General features: G+C 62.1%; 15 protein-coding genes. 6 read left to right on the top strand and 9 right to left on the bottom strand.

From position 1 onward, the window contains the following. Nucleotides 1–16 precede the first annotated feature (16 nt). The 3 genes from WMO46_RS09620 to WMO46_RS09610 are packed head-to-tail and all read left to right on the top strand — an operon-like array spanning nucleotide 17 to nucleotide 4,895. Complete coding sequence (locus tag WMO46_RS09620) at nucleotides 17–2,080, top strand: glutaminase family protein (RefSeq protein ID WP_349094259.1); 2,064 nt, start codon at nucleotides 17–19, stop codon at nucleotides 2,078–2,080. Between the two features lie 9 nt (nucleotides 2,081–2,089). Further along, the gene (locus WMO46_RS09615; protein ID WP_349094258.1) at nucleotides 2,090–3,460 is read left to right on the top strand and encodes a glycoside hydrolase family 76 protein; all 1,371 of its coding nucleotides are present in this window, start codon (nucleotides 2,090–2,092) and stop codon (nucleotides 3,458–3,460) included. A gap of 25 nt (nucleotides 3,461–3,485) precedes the next feature. Then, nucleotides 3,486–4,895, top strand: coding sequence for a sulfatase family protein (locus tag WMO46_RS09610; RefSeq protein ID WP_349094257.1), 1,410 nt, complete (start codon nucleotides 3,486–3,488; stop codon nucleotides 4,893–4,895). A 60-nt stretch (nucleotides 4,896–4,955) separates the two neighbouring features. On the opposite strand, the gene WMO46_RS09605 is transcribed toward WMO46_RS09610, so the two are convergent. Genes WMO46_RS09605 through WMO46_RS09590 form a run of 4 tightly spaced genes read right to left on the bottom strand, consistent with a single transcriptional unit; the run spans nucleotide 4,956 to nucleotide 7,238 of the window. Continuing rightward, nucleotides 4,956–5,441 carry a methylglyoxal synthase gene (locus WMO46_RS09605; protein WP_019150084.1) on the bottom strand — a complete coding sequence of 162 codons (486 nt, stop codon included), beginning with the start codon at nucleotides 5,439–5,441 and terminating at the stop codon, nucleotides 4,956–4,958. A gap of 18 nt (nucleotides 5,442–5,459) precedes the next feature. Continuing rightward, nucleotides 5,460–5,870, bottom strand: a complete 411-nt coding sequence (locus WMO46_RS09600) for a DUF5606 family protein (RefSeq protein WP_019150083.1) — start codon at nucleotides 5,868–5,870, stop codon at nucleotides 5,460–5,462. A gap of 23 nt (nucleotides 5,871–5,893) precedes the next feature. Beyond that, nucleotides 5,894–6,322, bottom strand: a complete 429-nt coding sequence (locus WMO46_RS09595; RefSeq protein WP_276759732.1) for a lipoprotein — start codon at nucleotides 6,320–6,322, stop codon at nucleotides 5,894–5,896. A gap of 4 nt (nucleotides 6,323–6,326) precedes the next feature. Then, nucleotides 6,327–7,238: a mechanosensitive ion channel family protein gene (locus WMO46_RS09590; protein WP_019150081.1), complete on the bottom strand. Its 912-nt coding sequence runs from the start codon at nucleotides 7,236–7,238 to the stop codon at nucleotides 6,327–6,329. 110 nt (nucleotides 7,239–7,348) lie between these two features. Between WMO46_RS09590 and serB the strand changes: the two genes are divergently transcribed. Genes serB through WMO46_RS09575 form a run of 3 tightly spaced genes read left to right on the top strand, consistent with a single transcriptional unit; the run spans nucleotide 7,349 to nucleotide 10,121 of the window. Next, a complete protein-coding gene (gene serB / locus WMO46_RS09585) occupies nucleotides 7,349–8,572 on the top strand; it encodes a phosphoserine phosphatase SerB (protein ID WP_288660844.1) in 1,224 nt (407 codons plus the stop codon). A 6-nt stretch (nucleotides 8,573–8,578) separates the two neighbouring features. Continuing rightward, nucleotides 8,579–9,349 carry a DUF5689 domain-containing protein gene (locus WMO46_RS09580; protein ID WP_276714492.1) on the top strand — a complete coding sequence of 257 codons (771 nt, stop codon included), beginning with the start codon at nucleotides 8,579–8,581 and terminating at the stop codon, nucleotides 9,347–9,349. Further along, on the top strand, nucleotides 9,327–10,121 hold the full coding sequence (locus WMO46_RS09575) for a DUF5689 domain-containing protein (RefSeq protein ID WP_349094256.1): 795 nt from the start codon (nucleotides 9,327–9,329) through the stop codon (nucleotides 10,119–10,121). Before WMO46_RS09580 ends, WMO46_RS09575 begins: the two co-directional genes overlap by 23 nt. Before the next feature lie 34 nt (nucleotides 10,122–10,155). Here WMO46_RS09575 and obgE read toward each other — a convergent pair whose 3' ends face one another. The 5 genes from obgE to leuC form a co-directional block, all read right to left on the bottom strand. Further along, nucleotides 10,156–11,169 (bottom strand): GTPase ObgE, encoded by a 1,014-nt coding sequence (gene obgE, locus WMO46_RS09570; protein ID WP_019150077.1) that lies wholly within the window; start codon nucleotides 11,167–11,169, stop codon nucleotides 10,156–10,158. Nucleotides 11,170–11,460: 291 nt separating this feature from the next. Continuing rightward, nucleotides 11,461–12,522 carry a 3-isopropylmalate dehydrogenase gene (gene leuB / locus WMO46_RS09565; protein WP_349094255.1) on the bottom strand — a complete coding sequence of 354 codons (1,062 nt, stop codon included), beginning with the start codon at nucleotides 12,520–12,522 and terminating at the stop codon, nucleotides 11,461–11,463. Beyond that, nucleotides 12,512–14,053, bottom strand: a complete 1,542-nt coding sequence (locus WMO46_RS09560) for an alpha-isopropylmalate synthase regulatory domain-containing protein (RefSeq protein ID WP_019150075.1) — start codon at nucleotides 14,051–14,053, stop codon at nucleotides 12,512–12,514. Before WMO46_RS09560 ends, leuB begins: the two co-directional genes overlap by 11 nt. Nucleotides 14,054–14,063: 10 nt before the next feature. Then, on the bottom strand, nucleotides 14,064–14,657 hold the full coding sequence (gene leuD / locus WMO46_RS09555) for a 3-isopropylmalate dehydratase small subunit (protein WP_349094254.1): 594 nt from the start codon (nucleotides 14,655–14,657) through the stop codon (nucleotides 14,064–14,066). Nucleotides 14,658–14,669: 12 nt separating this feature from the next. Then, nucleotides 14,670–16,046 carry a 3-isopropylmalate dehydratase large subunit gene (gene leuC, locus WMO46_RS09550; RefSeq protein WP_349094253.1) on the bottom strand — a complete coding sequence of 459 codons (1,377 nt, stop codon included), beginning with the start codon at nucleotides 16,044–16,046 and terminating at the stop codon, nucleotides 14,670–14,672.

Here is a 16,046-nt window from a genome sequence, read left to right as displayed (position 1 = left end):
TTTGATTTCTGTACGAATGAAGAAAAACCTGTTCATAACGATTCTGGCGGCCGCATCGCTTCTTGCGACCGCACGGGCCGCGGAGCCCGCGCAACGGAACGCACTGCGCGCTCCGGCCTATCCCCTGATCACCATCGACCCCTACACCAGCTGCTGGTCCGCGGGCGATTACCTCTACGACAGCCACACGACCCACTGGACCGGCCAGCCGTTCCCGCTGGTGGGCGCGCTGCGCGTCGATGGCAAGGTCTACCGTTTCATGGGCATCGACGCCCCGACGGGAGCCTTCGATGCCAACTTCGGAGGCGAACGCCATTTCTCGGTCCCGGCCGTGCAGCGATCGGCCGACGTGCAGGCCATGCAGACCGTCTACGAATTCGTCTGCGGCCCGGTGGCGCTGACGCTGACCTTCACGGCGCCTCTGTTCCTCGACGACCTCGACCTGATCTCCCGCCCGGTGAACTACATCTCGTATAAGACCCGTTCGCTCGACGGAGCCGCACACGACGCACAGATCTATTTCGAGGCGTCGCCCGCCTGCGCCGTCAACAACGCCGAGCAGGAAAGCGTAAGCAAAAGCTATCGCAAAGAGGGCCTGACGTTCGTCAGCACGGGAAGCAAGGAGCAAAAAATACTCCACCGCAAAGGCGACCAGATCAAGATCGACTGGGGCTATTTCTACCTCTCGGCCGCCGACAACGGCACGACGCAATCGGTGGGCGGCGCCATGACGCTGCGGAAGGCTTTCGCAGCGAACGGAAAACTCGACGGCAAAACCGCCTCCGCGGACAATGCCAACATCGCGGTCGCCCGCAACCTGGGACACTCGGTCGAAGCCGAAGGCATGGTCATGGCCGGATTCGACGACATCTACTCGATCCAGTATTTCAAGACCGACCTGCGTCCCTACTGGAACCGCAAAGGCGACAGCTCGATCGAACGCCAGTTCGCGCTGGCGGCCCGGGACTACACGGCCCTGAAGCGGAAATGTGGGGAATTCGACCGGGAACTGATGGAATCGGCGACCCGCAAGGGAGGCCGGAAATACGCCGAACTCTGCGCGCTGGCCTATCGGCAGGCCATCGCCGCCCACAAGCTCGTGGAGGCCCCCAACGGCGACCTGATGCTGCTCTCGAAGGAAAATGCCAGCAATGGCTCGATAGGAACCGTGGACATAACCTACCCCTCGGCCCCGCTGCTGCTCTACTACAACCCCGAACTGTGCAAGGCGCTGCTCAACCACATCTTCTATTACAGCGAAAGCGGCAAATGGAAGAAACCCTTCCCTGCGCACGACGTGGGCACCTATCCCCAGGCCAACGGACAGACCTACAAACACGACATGCCGGTCGAGGAATCGGGCAACATGCTCGTGCTGACCGCCGCCGTCGCGGCATCGGAAGGCAATGCCGAATATGCCCGCAAACACTGGACCGAGCTGACCCGATGGGCCGACTACCTCGTCGAAAACGGACTCGACCCCGACAACCAGCTCTGCACCGACGACTTCGCGGGACACTTCGCCCACAACGCCAATCTCTCGATCAAGGCCATCATGGGCATAGCCTCCTACGGCTACTGCGCGCGGCTGCTCGGCATGGAGGAGACCGCCGCCAAATACGCCGCCAAAGCCAGGGAGATGGCCTCGGAATGGGTGAAGATGGCCGACGACGGCGACCACTACCGTCTGACCTTCGACAAGAGCGGAACGTGGAGCCAGAAATACAACCTCGTATGGGACAAACTGCTGGGCTTCGACATCTTCCCCAAGGAGGTGACGCAGAAGGAGATCGCCTACTACCTCGGCAAGCAGAACCGCTACGGACTCCCGCTCGACAGCCGCCGGCAGTGGACCAAGGCCGACTGGATCGTTTGGAGCGCCACGCTGGCCGACGACCGGGAGATCTTCGAAGCGTTCATCGAACCGCTCTGGAACTTCATGGACGAAACCGTACTGCGCGTGCCGATGTCCGACTGGTACAAGACCGACGTGCCGGCCCATGTGATTTTCAAGGCCCGCGCGGTGGTCGGCGGCTACTGGATCAAAATGCTCGAAGGCAAATATACGAACAACAAATAACGACCTACGATGAACCATACACTCGCAGCCCTCGCCCTGGCGCTGCTGCTCGGCCCCGGAATTTCCGCGCAGGCCCGCAGCAGCCGGAAAAACGACGACCGGAAAGCCTCCGTATCGTGGAGCGCGGCGGCGGACTACGCCACCGGGACACTGGCCGACAACTTCTGGCGCGTACCCGACAACGGGTTCGTCGGCAAACAGCCGCCGTACCACTTCACCAACGGCGTGAAAGGCGCCGAGGACTTCCCGAACAACTACTGGCCGCAGGCTCACGGCATGGACGTTTTCATCGACGCCTACCTCCGGGCGCAGCGCGAAGGCGACAGCAAAGCCGAAGCTTTCTACAAAGAGTGCTTCGACAAGGGTTACCGCGACCCGATCGGCACGGGCGAAGTCAAAAAACAGACCGGCATCCTCTGGACCAGCTACGGCATGAAGAAATACGCGGACATCTCGGCATGCTTCGGAAACCAGTTCGTCGATGACATGGAGTGGCACGCGCTGACGCTGATCCGGCTCTACGAGGCCACCGGCGAAGCCGTTTATCTGCGCGAGGCGCAGAAACTCTACGCCCAGATATGGAAAGCCTGGGACCTGCCCGCAGCCCGCGACGTAGGCGGCAACGGCGGATTCATCTGGTGCTACGGGAAAGAGAACACCGCTCAGGGATTGGCGAAGAACGCCTGTTCGAATGCCCCCGGCTGTCTTGCGGCCATCCGCCTGCACGAAGTGAAGCGACGGACTCCGGCCGCGCGCTACCGCGCCGACTCGCATCCCGACTACGCCGATTTCGACTATCTGAAAAATGCCGAAACGGTCTACGAATGGATAGCCCGCGAACTTTTCAACCGTGAAACGGGACAGGTCTACGGCTCGTTCTCGCAGAAGAAGGGCAAAATGACGGCCTACTCGCTCACTTACGATCAGGGAACGTTCCTCGGGGCCGCCCACCTGCTCTACCGCTACACCGGCAAGAAGCTCTACCGCAACGACGCCCTGAAAGCCGCCCTCTACACCATCACCCATCCGGGCATCACCAAAGGCGGCATTCTCCGCGACGAAGGGGCCGGAGGCGACAACTCCTTCTTCAAGGGAATCTTCATCCGTTACGCCGTCGAGCTGGTGAACGACCGCCGCATCAAGCGCAAGGCCCGCATCCTGCTCTACGACTTCATCCGCCATCAGGCCGAAACCCTCTGGACCGAAGGTCTGGGACGCGACGAGGCCGGAAACCCCAAAGGTCTGTTCTCACCGGACTGGAAGCTCACGCAGGAACAGGCGGCCCGCAAGGGCGGCGACTATCAGAAGCCGAAACTGGGATGGCAGGTCAGCGGCGCAACGCTGCTCGAAGCCATGAACGTGATGAAAGATCCGCGTTAACGACAAATTCACTAATTTTACCGCCATGAACAAACTGAATCTGAATTCCACGCTGCTCAAAGCCTCCGCACTCTCCGCGGCGGCACTGCCCGCAACGGGCATGGCAGCCGAAAAAAGCAAACCCCAGAGCGACCGGCCCAACATCGTGGTGATCGTGGCCGACGACCTGCTGTCGTCCGAACTGAGCTGCTACGGAGGAAAGAACATCGTAACCCCCAACATCGACAGACTGGCCAACGAAGGGGTGCGGTTCACCCACAACTACGCCTCGATCGCCATGAGCGTACCCATCCGCGCCTCGATGTACACGGGTCTCTACCCCGTCCGCCACGGCTCCTACCAGAACCACAAGGCGACCTTCGGGGGAACCAAGACCGTCAACGAATACATGCCCGAAGAGGGTTACCGCGTAGGCCGCGCCGGCAAGAACCACCCGATCACTCCGTCGGTCTACAAATTCGAAAAGGTCCCCGGATTCACCGTAGGCTGCACGGCGAAGAGGGCCCCCTACAACGTGGACGGCATCCGCGAATTCGTGACCCGCGACGACAATCCGTTCCTGCTCTACGTGTGCAGCATCCACCCGCACGCGCCGTGGACATGGGGCGATCCGACGGAGTTCGACAAGGACAAACTCGTGATGCCCGAAAACTGCGTGGACAATCCCAAAATGCGCGAGATCTTCACCCACTATCTGGCCGAAGTCCGCGCGCTCGACAACGAGGTCGGCTCGGTGCTCGAAGTGCTGGAAGAGACAGGCAAGCTCGACAATACGATCGTCATGTTCCTCGGCGAGCAGGGGCCGCAGTTCCCCGGCGGCAAATGGACCTGCTGGTATCCGGGCGTGAACAGCGCGCTCGTGGCCCGTTACCCCTCGAAAATCGAACCGGGAAGCCTGTCCCACGCCATCGTGCAATACGAAGACCTGCTGCCCACGTTCCTCGACATCGCGGGCGGCAAACCGCGGAAGGAACTCGACGGCATCAGTTTCAAGAAAGCGCTGTTCGGCGAATCGCAGAAAGCCCGCAAGTATGCCTACGGCATCCACAACAACATTCCGGAAGGCCGTCCCTACCCGATCCGCAGCATCCGCGACGAGAAATACGCCCTGATCTGGAACCTGACGCCCGAAAAGGAGTACCACGAAAAGCATCTGATGAAAGATCCCCCCAGCAACACGGGCGTCTGGGAGGCGTGGAAATCGTCGGAGAATACGGACCCCGAGGCCAAACGGCTGATCGACAGATTCGTGCACCGTCCCGAATTCGAATTCTACGACGTAGAGAACGACCCGTGGGAGATGAACAACCTGGCCGACAAACCCGAATACCGGAACCGGATCAAAAAGATGAAGAAGGAACTGGAAAAATGGATGGAACAGCAGGGAGACAAAGGCGCCGCAATGGACGTGAGCTTCCCGGGGCAACCCAAATGACAAACGACGAAAACGGGCGTGAAATTCACGCCCGTTTTCATTCTACCGATACCTCTCCGTCTATTTCAGCACCCGCTCGACGTAGGCTTTGTAGTCTTTCACGACGGGTTCGTACTCGTCGTCCTCGAACAGCGGCGAAGAGATCAGGAAATCCGCCGAAGAACGGTTGACGGCCGTCGGCACGTTGTAGAGCGTCGCCAGACGCAGCAGCGCCTTCACATCGACATCGTGCGGCTGGGCCGACATCGGGTCCCAGAAGAAGATCAGCGCGTTGATCTTGCCGTCGGCGATCAGCGATCCCAACTGCTGGTCGCCGCCCAGCGGGCCCGATTTCAGCAGCGTGATCCGCAATTCGGGCTTCGGCTCGTCGTCCTCGTGCTCCTCCTTGTGATCGCGCAGCGTCTTTTCGACCATCTTGCCAGTCGTTCCTGTGCACACCAGGTGATGACGGCTCAGTTTGCGGCTGTTCCAATCGACCCACTCCGCCAGGTCGCGCTTCATGTTGTCGTGGGCCACCAGGGCCAGCACCTTCGTCTTCTTGTCCATGATTCCGATGCGTCAGGGTTATTTCGCCTCCTCTTCAACGGGGAGCTTGAACTCCGTGAATCCGGCCTGCACGAGCGTGTTGTACCACGCGAAGCACTTCTTCATGTCCGAAACGTGCACCCGGTCGCGGTCGTACTCGGGAAGCACCTCGGCGAATGCAGCTTTCAGCTTCTCGGGAGCCTCCTTGTGACTGATCGCCTCCTTGCCCCCGGTGTGGGCGTAAATCCGGGTGAAGACATCGGCCAGCGCGATGTCGTCGCCCTCGGTGAACATCGAAATCTCGGTCAGGGCGCTCACCTTGGCATTCGCCGCGGCGTTCATGCGCCGGCCGTCGAGCAGCGACTCGACGATCACGCCGTTCTTCGACTGCGCCACGTATTTATAAAGTCCGGGCTGGCCCGAGATGGCCAGAATCTCTTTCAGTTCCATAGTGATTGCGTTATTTCTTGTTGTTAATTGGGTTGTTCGTTTTTTTCATCCCCCTCTCCGTCGGGAATCGTGTACGACCGGGGATCGGAGTAGGTGACCACGTCGTAAGCCGTGATGGCGCGCACCCGGAAAGTCACCTTCCGGCCCGCCTTCTGCCCGGGAATGATCCCTTTGTAGGTCAGCGCCCTGGTTTCGGCATCGAACGAACGCATCGGCGACGCGAACAGCACGTAGGATTCGTCGTCGTCGAAGAAATAGACGATGTCCACGCGGCGGAATCCGTATTCGCTCGTAATGAACGCCTCCACCGCGACCTCCGTATCGGACGCGACCTCGGCCGGAGAAAACGTCACTTCGCCGAACTCCGCAGGGGTCGTCCTCTCCGGCCCGGAATCGGAATTGCAGGCCGCGAGACACAGCGCGGCAACAGCGGCGAACAACGTCCGTTTCATCGGTCTACTCCTTTTTCACGTGAACGTCCATTTGCGGGAACGGAAAGCTGAGCCCGTGCTTGGGCAGCTCCTTGTAGAACTCCTCGTTATGCTCGAAAAAGACGTTCCAGTAATCGCTGTTCTTCACCCATGCGCGGATCGTGAGGTTCACCGAACTGTCGGCCAGCGCGGCGACCCACACCACCGGTTCGGGGTCTTTCAGAATGCGGGAATCGGCGGCCAGCATCGCCAGCACGGCCTTGCGGGCCACGTCCACGTCGTCGCCGTAGGAGATGCCGACGCTCCAGTCCACACGGCGCAGGTCGGCCGTCGAATAGTTGTCGATGATGGCCGTGGCGATCGAGTTGTTGGGGATGTAGATCGTCTGGTTGTCGGCCGTGGTGATCACCGTCGAAAAAAGTTTGATGTCGCGCACGGTACCCGACTGTCCCTGGGCCGAAATGTAGTCGCCGACGCGGTAGGGCTTCATCAGCAGGATCATCACTCCGCCGGCGAAGTTCTGCGCCGTACCGCTCAGGGCCATACCGATGGCCAGCGTAGCGGCCGAAGCGACGGCGATAAGCGACGTGACGTTGACGCCCAGCGTCGAAACGACGATCAGCACCAGCAGGAGCGTGAACACGGTGCTGATCGTATTGCGCGTGAACGACCGCAGCGAAATATCGACGTTGCGGTGCTGCATGGCAACGTCCACGAGTTTCAGAATGCGCCGCACGATCCACCGCCCGACGAAATAGATGGCCAGCGCGATGAGGATCTTTATCAGTATCCAGACCGATTCCGACAGCAGCGATTGCAGCAGGGCGTGATAATCGATGTTGGCGATCTTCTCGACCGCTTTCGCAAAATTAGCCTTCTGCACGCTGTCCGGCACGATCAGCGACGCAGGGTCTTCAGCCGCTAAAAATGTCCACATAATTCCATTATTTTAGGTTTGTCACGCAAAAATAGCCAAAAAAAGGAGAACTTTATTAACTTTGTCTACGCTTTTTGCAGAAAGCAACGGAAAACACCATACACGACACGATGCAGAACAACGTTGAAATCATCCAGATAAACATTTCGGGCGAGGACAAGCCGGGCATGACCTCGTCGCTCACCGAGATTCTCTCGCGCTACGACGCCTTCATCCTCGACATCGGCCAGGCCAACATCCACCAGTCGCTGACGCTGGGCATCCTGATAAAGACCACTTCCGACAAGTCGGGAAGCATTATGAAGGAGCTGCTCTTCAAAGCCTCGGAGCTGGGCGTCATGATCCGCTTCACGCCCATCACCGAGGAGCGTTACGAAGACTGGGTGGGCCGTCAGGGCAAAAACCGCTACATCATCACGCTGCTGGGCCGCACCGTCACGGCGCGCCACATCGCCGAGGTGACGAAAGTAGTGGCCGAACACGGACTCAACATCGACGCCATCAAGCGCCTCACGGGACGCATGCCGCTCTGCGAGGACGACCGCGCGGCCAAATCGTGCATCGAACTCTCGGTGCGCGGGTCGCTCTCCGACGAGGAGCGCAGCACCATGCAGGCGGGGTTCATGAACCTCTCGGACATCGGACTGGACGTTTCGTTCCAGAAGGACGACATCTACCGCCGCAGCCGCCGTCTGATCTGCTTCGACATGGATTCGACGCTGATCGAGACCGAAGTGATCGACGAACTGGCCGAACGGGCCGGCGTGGGCGACGAGGTGCGCGCGATCACGGCCAGCGCCATGCGCGGCGAGATCGACTTCCGCGAAAGTTTCTCGCGGCGCGTGGCCCTGCTCAAGGGGCTCGACGTTTCGGTCATGGACGAAATAGCCCGCAACCTGCCCATCACCGAGGGGTTGGAGCGCATGATGACCATTCTCAAACGGGTGGGCTACAAGACGGCGATCCTCTCCGGCGGATTCACCTATTTCGGCAACTACCTGCGCCAGAAATACGGCTTCGATTACGTTTATGCCAACGAGCTGGAGATCGAAAACGGACACCTCACGGGCCGCTATGTCGGCGAGGTGGTTGACGGACGCCGCAAAGCCGAACTGCTGCGGTTGCTGTGCCAGTTCGAGGAGATCAACATCGCGCAGTCGGTGGCTGTCGGCGACGGCGCCAACGACCTGCCGATGCTCAACCTCGCGGGTCTGGGCATCGCCTTCCACGCCAAACCCAAGGTGAAGGCCACGGCCCGGCAGTCGATCTCGACGATCGGACTGGACGGCATCCTCTATTTCCTCGGCCTGAAAGATTCCCGCATCGAAGCCTGACCCGGTATGCTCCCTTTCCGCTGCATCGCCGTCGCCTTTGCCGCACTTCTGACGGCCGGGTGCTACGACTCCCGGTTCGGAGAGCCGGACGGCGGCGCATCGGGGGAACCTGCGACGGAGACCATCGCCGCCCTGCGGGCGCTCTACGCCGGGACGCCGTTCACAGTCACGGGAGACATCGTGGTCGCAGGGAGGGTCACGACCAGCGACCGGGCGGAGAACTTCTACCGCACGCTCTGCATCGAGGACAATGAAGCGGGACTTGAAGTAATGGCGGGTATCGACCATCTGCACAACGACTTTCCGACCGGATGCCGCGTGACATTGCGGCTGAAGGGGCTGACCGTGGCCGAAAGCCGCGGCGTATTGCAGGTCGGACGCCCTCCCGCCGCAGGAAGCGGCTATGCGACCGATTACATCGGCTCCCAGCCGGCGCTGGCCGCGGTGCTCGTCCGCAGCGGCGAGAGCCTGAATACCCCCGCACCCGCCCTGCGCCGGATTCCCGAACTCACCCCGGCCCTCTGCGGCACGCTGATCCGCATCGAAGGCCTTCGCTACACGCCTGAAGACCTCTCGGCGTCAACGTGGTCCGGATACAAACGCTTCGCCGACAGCGACGACAACACCGTCTACACCTACGTCCGCCCCTACGCCCGGTTCGCCGATGCCGACGTTCCCGCCGGGACGGTATCGCTCACGGGGATTCTCCAATACGACGCCGCGGGCGACGGGCGCTACATCCTCAAACCGCGCGATGAAAGCGATTGCCGGCCTTAGTTTACTGCTGCTGGCCGGGTGCGACAAAGCCACGGAACCCGGATTCGCTGAGACGCCCGAAGCGTCGCAGCACACCGTCGCCTACCTGAAATCGCTCTGCGACGGCCGCGCCAGCGTCGCCGTCACGCAGGATGTCACCATCCGGGAATTCATCACCGCCAACGACCTTTTCGGGGAATTCGACAGGACGATCGTCGTCGAGGATGCCAGCGGCGGCATCTCCATCGCCGCCGATCATCCCTCGCTGGCCGACGACTATCCGTTCGGGGCTATCGCCACCGTGCGGTGCAACGGACTGACGCTCTGCAACTACGGCGGAAAGATCGAATTGGGCGCCGAACCCGGGGATTACGGCGCCGGAGCCATTCCGCGCGAGGAGCTCTCCCGCCATATCCGCATCTCGCTGCCGGAAGAGGGCGAAAGCCACCGGGCCGCCCCGCTCACCTTCGGGGAGGTCGGGCCCCGGCATATCGACACCCGGGTCCGGTTCAACGGCGTGCGGTTCGCCGATGCGGGAAAGCCCTGGTGCGACACCGACCCCGAAACGGGGCGCACCGTCGCCACCGAGCGGACGATCCTCGACGCCGAAGGCAACGAATTCACCGTGCGGAGCGCCGCGACGTGCGCATACGCAAAGGAGCCCCTGCCTTCCGGCACGGGCTCCCTGTACGGAATCATCGACTATTTCGCGGGAAAATACACGCTCCGCGTCACCAACCGCGAGATCGTCTTTTCCAGGACCGCAACGCCGTACGCGGCACATCCTGAGTAGCAAACGCCCGATCCCGGCGTCCGGGAACCGCACGCTACCGCTGCAACGCCTCCCAAAGCATGTCTTTCAGCTGCTGGATATTCAGCCCCGAAACCGACGAGATGAAGACCGACGGAATGCCTTCGGGCAGATGGCCGCGCATCTCGGCGATCAGGTCGTCGTCGAGCATGTCGCATTTGGTGACGGCCAGCAGGCGCTCTTTGTCCAGCAATTCGGGATTGTACTGCGTCAGTTCACCCAGCAGGACCTCGTAGTCGCGGCGGATGTCGTCGCTGTCGGCGGGGATCATAAACAGCAGCACCGAATTGCGCTCGATATGGCGCAGGAAGCGGGTTCCGAGACCGCGGCCCTCGTGGGCGCCCTCGATGATGCCCGGGATGTCGGCCATGACGAACGATTTGTGGTCGCGGACCTCGACGATGCCCAGGTTGGGTTCCAGCGTCGTGAAAGCGTAGTTGGCGATCTTGGGCTTCGCGGCCGAAACCACCGACAGCAGTGTCGATTTGCCCGCATTGGGGAAGCCCACCAGCCCCACGTCGGCCAGCACCTTCAGTTCGAGGATGAACGTGCCCTCCTCGCCCTCTTCGCCCGGCTGGGCGTAACGCGGCGTCTGGTTCGTGGCGCTCTTGAAATGCCAGTTGCCCAGACCTCCCCGGCCGCCTTTGAGCAGCACGAGGCGTTCGCCGTCGGCCGTCACCTCCCCCACCGTCTCGGTCGTGGTCGTACCGTCCTCGTTCTCATAGATGCGGTTGGCGACCGTGCCCAGCGGCACGGGGATGATGATGTCCTTGGCATCCTTGCCCGACGAACGGGCTCCGGAGCCGTGCTCGCCGTCTTCGGCGAACTGGTGACGCTGATATTTGAGGTGGATGAGCGTCCAGTACTGCTTGTCGCCTTGCAGGATGATGCTCCCGCCCTTGCCGCCGTCGCCGCCGTCAGGGCCGCCGAAAGCCACGAATTTCTCGCGCCGGAAATGCGTCGAGCCGCCGCCGCCGTGTCCCGAACGGGCGAATATCTTTACGTAATCTACGAAGTTCGATCCTGCCATATTTGTTCATCGTTTTTGTGCTGTCAATCGTCCTTGTCGCCGCCTCCGACATTCGTTTACAAGTCTGCCCCACCCCGGCTAAAAGCCGGGCTTTAGGGGCGATCCCCGGATGTTAAACATCGGATCCAACACTCCGCTCCACATTTTAAGAGCCGTTTCTTAAACGGCCCTCGGGAGGGGCTTATCGCATGCGACCGGAATGCAGCACTCTGATTAGGATTGCAAAGATACTACAAAAAAAGCAGACTGCGAAACGCAGTCTGCAAACAACCCGTTATTTCAGAGGACCGTTCATACGTTCTTCGCAACGTAATCCCCCACCTCGGAGGTCGAATACGCCCGTCCGCCGGCGACCGCAAGATCCTCGGTGACGATGCCGTCGGCAAGGGCCTTGTCCACGGCACGGCGCACGGCTTTGCCCTCGGCGTCGAGCCCCAGGTGCTCCAGGAGCATGGCGGCCGAGAGGATCGTGGCCATCGGGTTGGCGATGTTCTTGCCCGCAGCCTGCGGATAGGAGCCGTGGATGGGCTCGAAAAGAGCCACCTCGGCACCGACGCTCGCCGAAGAGAGCATGCCCAGCGAACCGCTGATGACGCTGGCCTCGTCAGTGAGGATGTCGCCGAACATGTTCTCCGTCACGATGACATCGAACCAGGCCGGCTGGCGGATGATCTGCATGGCGGCGTTGTCCACGAACATATAGTCCACCGCCACCTCGGGGTACTCCTTGGCAATGCGCTGGGCCGTCTCACGCCACAGACGCGAGGTTTCGAGCACGTTGGCCTTGTCCACGACCGTGAGCTTGCGGCGGCGCGAAGCGGCCAGCCGGAACGCCACGTGCAGAACCCGTTCGATCTCCCCGACGGTATAGGTGCAGGTGTCGAAGGCGCGTTTTCCGTCGTCGTCGCGGCCCTGCGGACGGCCGAAATAGATGCCGCCCGTGAGTTCGCGCACGCAGATGAAATCCGTTCCGCGCACAACCTCGGCCCGGAGCGGCGAACGGTCGGCCAGCGCGTCGAACAGCGCCACGGGACGCAGGTTGGCGAACAGCCCCAGCGACTTGCGCATCCGCAGGAGCCCCTGCTCGGGGCGCACCTTGGCCGTGGGGTCGTTGTCGTACTTCGGGTCGCCGATGGCTCCGAACAGCACGGCGTCGGCGGCGAGGCAGACGGCGTGCGTCTCGTCGGGATAGGGGTCGCCCGTGGCGTCGATGGCCGCGGCGCCCACCAGCGCGGGGGTATAGGTGATCTTGTGTCCGAACTTCTCCGCCACGCGGTCCAGAGCCTTCGCGGCTTCGGCGACGATCTCGGGACCGATGCCGTCGCCGGCTAAAAGAGCGATGTTAACATCCATTGTCGTTATAATTTATTTCGATGATATTCAGCATTTTGATCGTCGCCTTGATGGCGGCTTCGGTCTGGTCGGCATCCAGCCCGCGGGTCTTGAACACGCGGCCGTCCATCTCCCACGTGATGATCGTCTGCACGAAAGCGTCGGTGCGGCCGCCGGGCGGGATCGACACGGCGTAGTCGCGCAGCATCGGGAACTCGCGGCCGAGCTGTTCGCGGTAGATCTGCCGCAGGGCCCGCATGAAGGCGTCGTACTGACCGTCGCCGGCCGAAGTCTGCTCGTAGGGACGGTCGTGAATCTCGATCTTGAGCGTCGCCACGGGACGAAGCCCCTGCGCCAGCGAAAGGCTGTAATTGAGTATCCTCACCGGATTGTCCGCAAGGTCGTAGCGCAGCACGTCGGCGACGATATAGGGCAGGTCCTCGACCGTCACCAGCTCCTTCTTGTCGCTCAGCTCCACCACCCGCTCGGTCACCTTGCGCATCGCGGCCTCGTCGAGGTCGATGCCCAGCACTTCGAGGTTTTTGAGGATATTGGCCTTGCCCGAGGTCTTGCCCAGCGCGTATTCGCGGACGCGGCCGAAGCGTTCGGGCAGCAGTTCGTTGAAATAGAGGTTGTTCTTGTTGTCGCCGTCGGCATGGATGCCCGCGCACTGCGTAAAGACGCTTTCGCCCACGATCGGACGGTTGGCGGGAATGCGGATGCCCGTGTGCGACTCGACCGTGCGGCTGACGCGGTTGATCTTCGTCTCGTCGATGCCGGTCTTACAGCCCAGCCGGTCGTGGAGCACCGCCACGGTGCTCGACAGCGGCGCATTGCCGGCGCGTTCGCCCAGCCCGTTGACGGTGACATGAACCCCGTGGAAACCCGCCCGCACAGCGGCGGCGGTATTGGCCACGGCCAGGTCGTAGTCGTTATGGGCGTGGAAATCGAAGCGCAGATGCGGGTAGCGCGCCACCAGATCGCGGCAGAAACGCTCCGTGTCGTAGGGATCGAGCACGCCCAGCGTGTCGGGGCACAGGAAACGCTGCACGGGGGCGTCGGCCAGTCCGTCGAGCATGGCATACACGTAGTCGGGCGAATGGCGCATGCCGTTGGACCAGTCTTCGAGGTAGAGGTTCACGCGCATGTCCCGATCGACGGCGGCGAGAATCTCGGCGCGGACATCCGCCAAGTGCTGTTCGGGCGTGCGGCGCAACTGTCCCTCGCAATGCCTGCGGGAGCCTTTGGCCAGCAGGTTCACCACGCGGCATCCGGCCGCGCCCAGCCAGTCGAGCGACAGCCCGCCGTCGATGAACCCGAGGGCCTCGACACGGTCGGCATACCCTTTGGCGGCGGCCCACTCGGCGACGGCGCGCACGGCCTGCTGCTCGCCCTGCGAAACCCGCGCCGAGGCGATCTCGATGCGGCTCACGCGCAGTTCCTCCAGCAGGAGCCGGGCGATGGTGAGCTTTTCGCGGGCGTTGAACGAAACGCCCGACGTCTGCTCGCCGTCGCGCAGCGTGGTGTCCATTATTTCGACCGAACGCACCATCGGCCCGGTCCTATTTGCGGGCGGCTTCAAAGGCCGCGATCCGGTCGGCGATACTGTGCAGGTAGTCCACGTCGTCGTAGCCGTTCTGAAGGCAGCGTTTCTTGTAGGCGTCGATCTCGAAACCCTCGCTGCGGCCGCTCGACACGACGGTCAGGGTCTGGTTGTCCAAATCGACCGTGAACTGCGCCGCGGGGTCGCGGCGGAGCTCGTCGAACACGGCTTTCAGAAACTCTTCGCTGACGCGGATCGGCAGCAGCCCGTTGTTCAGGGCGTTGTTGCGGAAAATGTCGGCGAAGAAGCTCGACACCACGACCCGGAAACCGTAGTCGGCAATGGCCCAGGCGGCGTGCTCGCGCGAACTGCCGCACCCGAAGTTGCGCCCGGCGACGAGAATCTGCCCCCCGTAACGGGCGTCGTTCAGCGGGAACGACGCGATCTTCGCGCCCGAAGCGTCGTAACGCCAGTCGCGGAAAAGGTTGTCGCCGAATCCCTTGCGCTCGGTGGCTTTCAGGAAGCGCGCCGGGATAATCTGGTCGGTATCTATGTTTTCCACCTCGACGGGCACCGCCCCCGAGGTGAAGGTTACGAATTTGGGTATTGACATCGTATTCCGTTTTTACAAATCAAACACTTCGCGCGGGTCCGTGATTCGTCCTGTCACCGCAGCGGCGGCCGCTACGGCCACGCCCGAGAGCATCGTGCGGGCGCCGGGCCCCTGACGCCCCTCGAAATTGCGGTTCGAAGTCGAAACGCTGTATTTGCCCGCAGGGATTTTGTCGGCGTTCATCGCAAGGCATGCCGAACAGCCCGGCTGCCGGAGTTCGAAACCCGCGGCGGCGAGTATCTTATCCAGCCCCTCGGCCTTGGCGGCAGCCTCGACGCCCTTCGAACCGGGGACGATCCACGCCGTGATATTGTCGGCCTTGCGGCGTCCTTCGACCAGACGGGCGAAGCGCCGCAGGTCCTCGATACGTCCGTTGGTGCAGCTGCCGACGAAAACGTAGTCGACCGGCTTGCCCAGCAGTTTCTCGCCGGCTTTGAAACCCATGTACTCCAACGCCTTGGGATCGGCATCGGCGGGAATCGACGCATCGACGGCCATGCCCATCCCGGGATTGGTGCCGTAAGTAATCATCGGGGCGATGTCGGCGGCATCGAAGCGGTACTCCTTGTCGAAAACCGCGTCCGCATCGCTGTAAAGCTCCCGCCAGCGGGCCACGGCCCGGTCGAAATCGGCCCCCTGCGGAGCCCGTTCACGGCCCCGGAGGTACTCGAAAGTCTTTTCGTCGGGGGCGATCATGCCGCCGCGGGCACCGCACTCGATGCTCATGTTGCAGACCGTCATGCGGCCCTCCATCGAAAGCGACCGGATGGTGCTGCCTGCGAATTCGATGAAATAACCCGTGCCGCCCGAAGCGGTGATCTGCGAAATGATATAGAGAATGACATCCTTGGCCTCCACGCCCGGGCGCAGGTCGCCGTCGACGGTGATGCGCATGGTCCGGGGTTTGGTCTGGAGAATGCACTGGCTGGCGAAGACCATCTCGACCTCCGAGGTGCCCACGCCGAACGCCACGGCGCCCAGCGCTCCGTGCGTCGAGGTGTGGCTGTCTCCGCAGACGATTGTCATGCCCGGCTGCGTGAAGCCCAGCTCGGGGCCGATGATATGCACGATGCCCTGCTTGGGGTGCCCCACCCCGAAATGCTCGATGCCGTGCCGGGCGCAGTTCTCGGCCAGGGCCTCGACCTGCCGCCGCGACTCGGGCTCCTCGATCGGGAGGTGCTGGTCGACGGTCGGGATGTTATGGTCGGCCGTGGCAGTGATCTGCGACGGCCGCGCCACGCCGAAACCCCGGCGCTCGATGCCCCCGAAGGCCACGGGCGAAGTCACCTCGTGAATATACTGCCGGTCGATGTAGAGCACACAGCGGCCGCCGTCCTCGACGCGCACGGTGTGTGCGTCCCAAATCTTGTCCAAAAGCGTTCGTCCCAT

The sequence above is a fragment of the Alistipes intestinihominis genome (genome assembly GCF_040095975.1).
GTDB classification, from domain to species: Bacteria; Bacteroidota; Bacteroidia; order Bacteroidales; family Rikenellaceae; genus Alistipes; species Alistipes senegalensis.
This window is presented reverse-complemented; position numbering and strand designations above follow the sequence as displayed.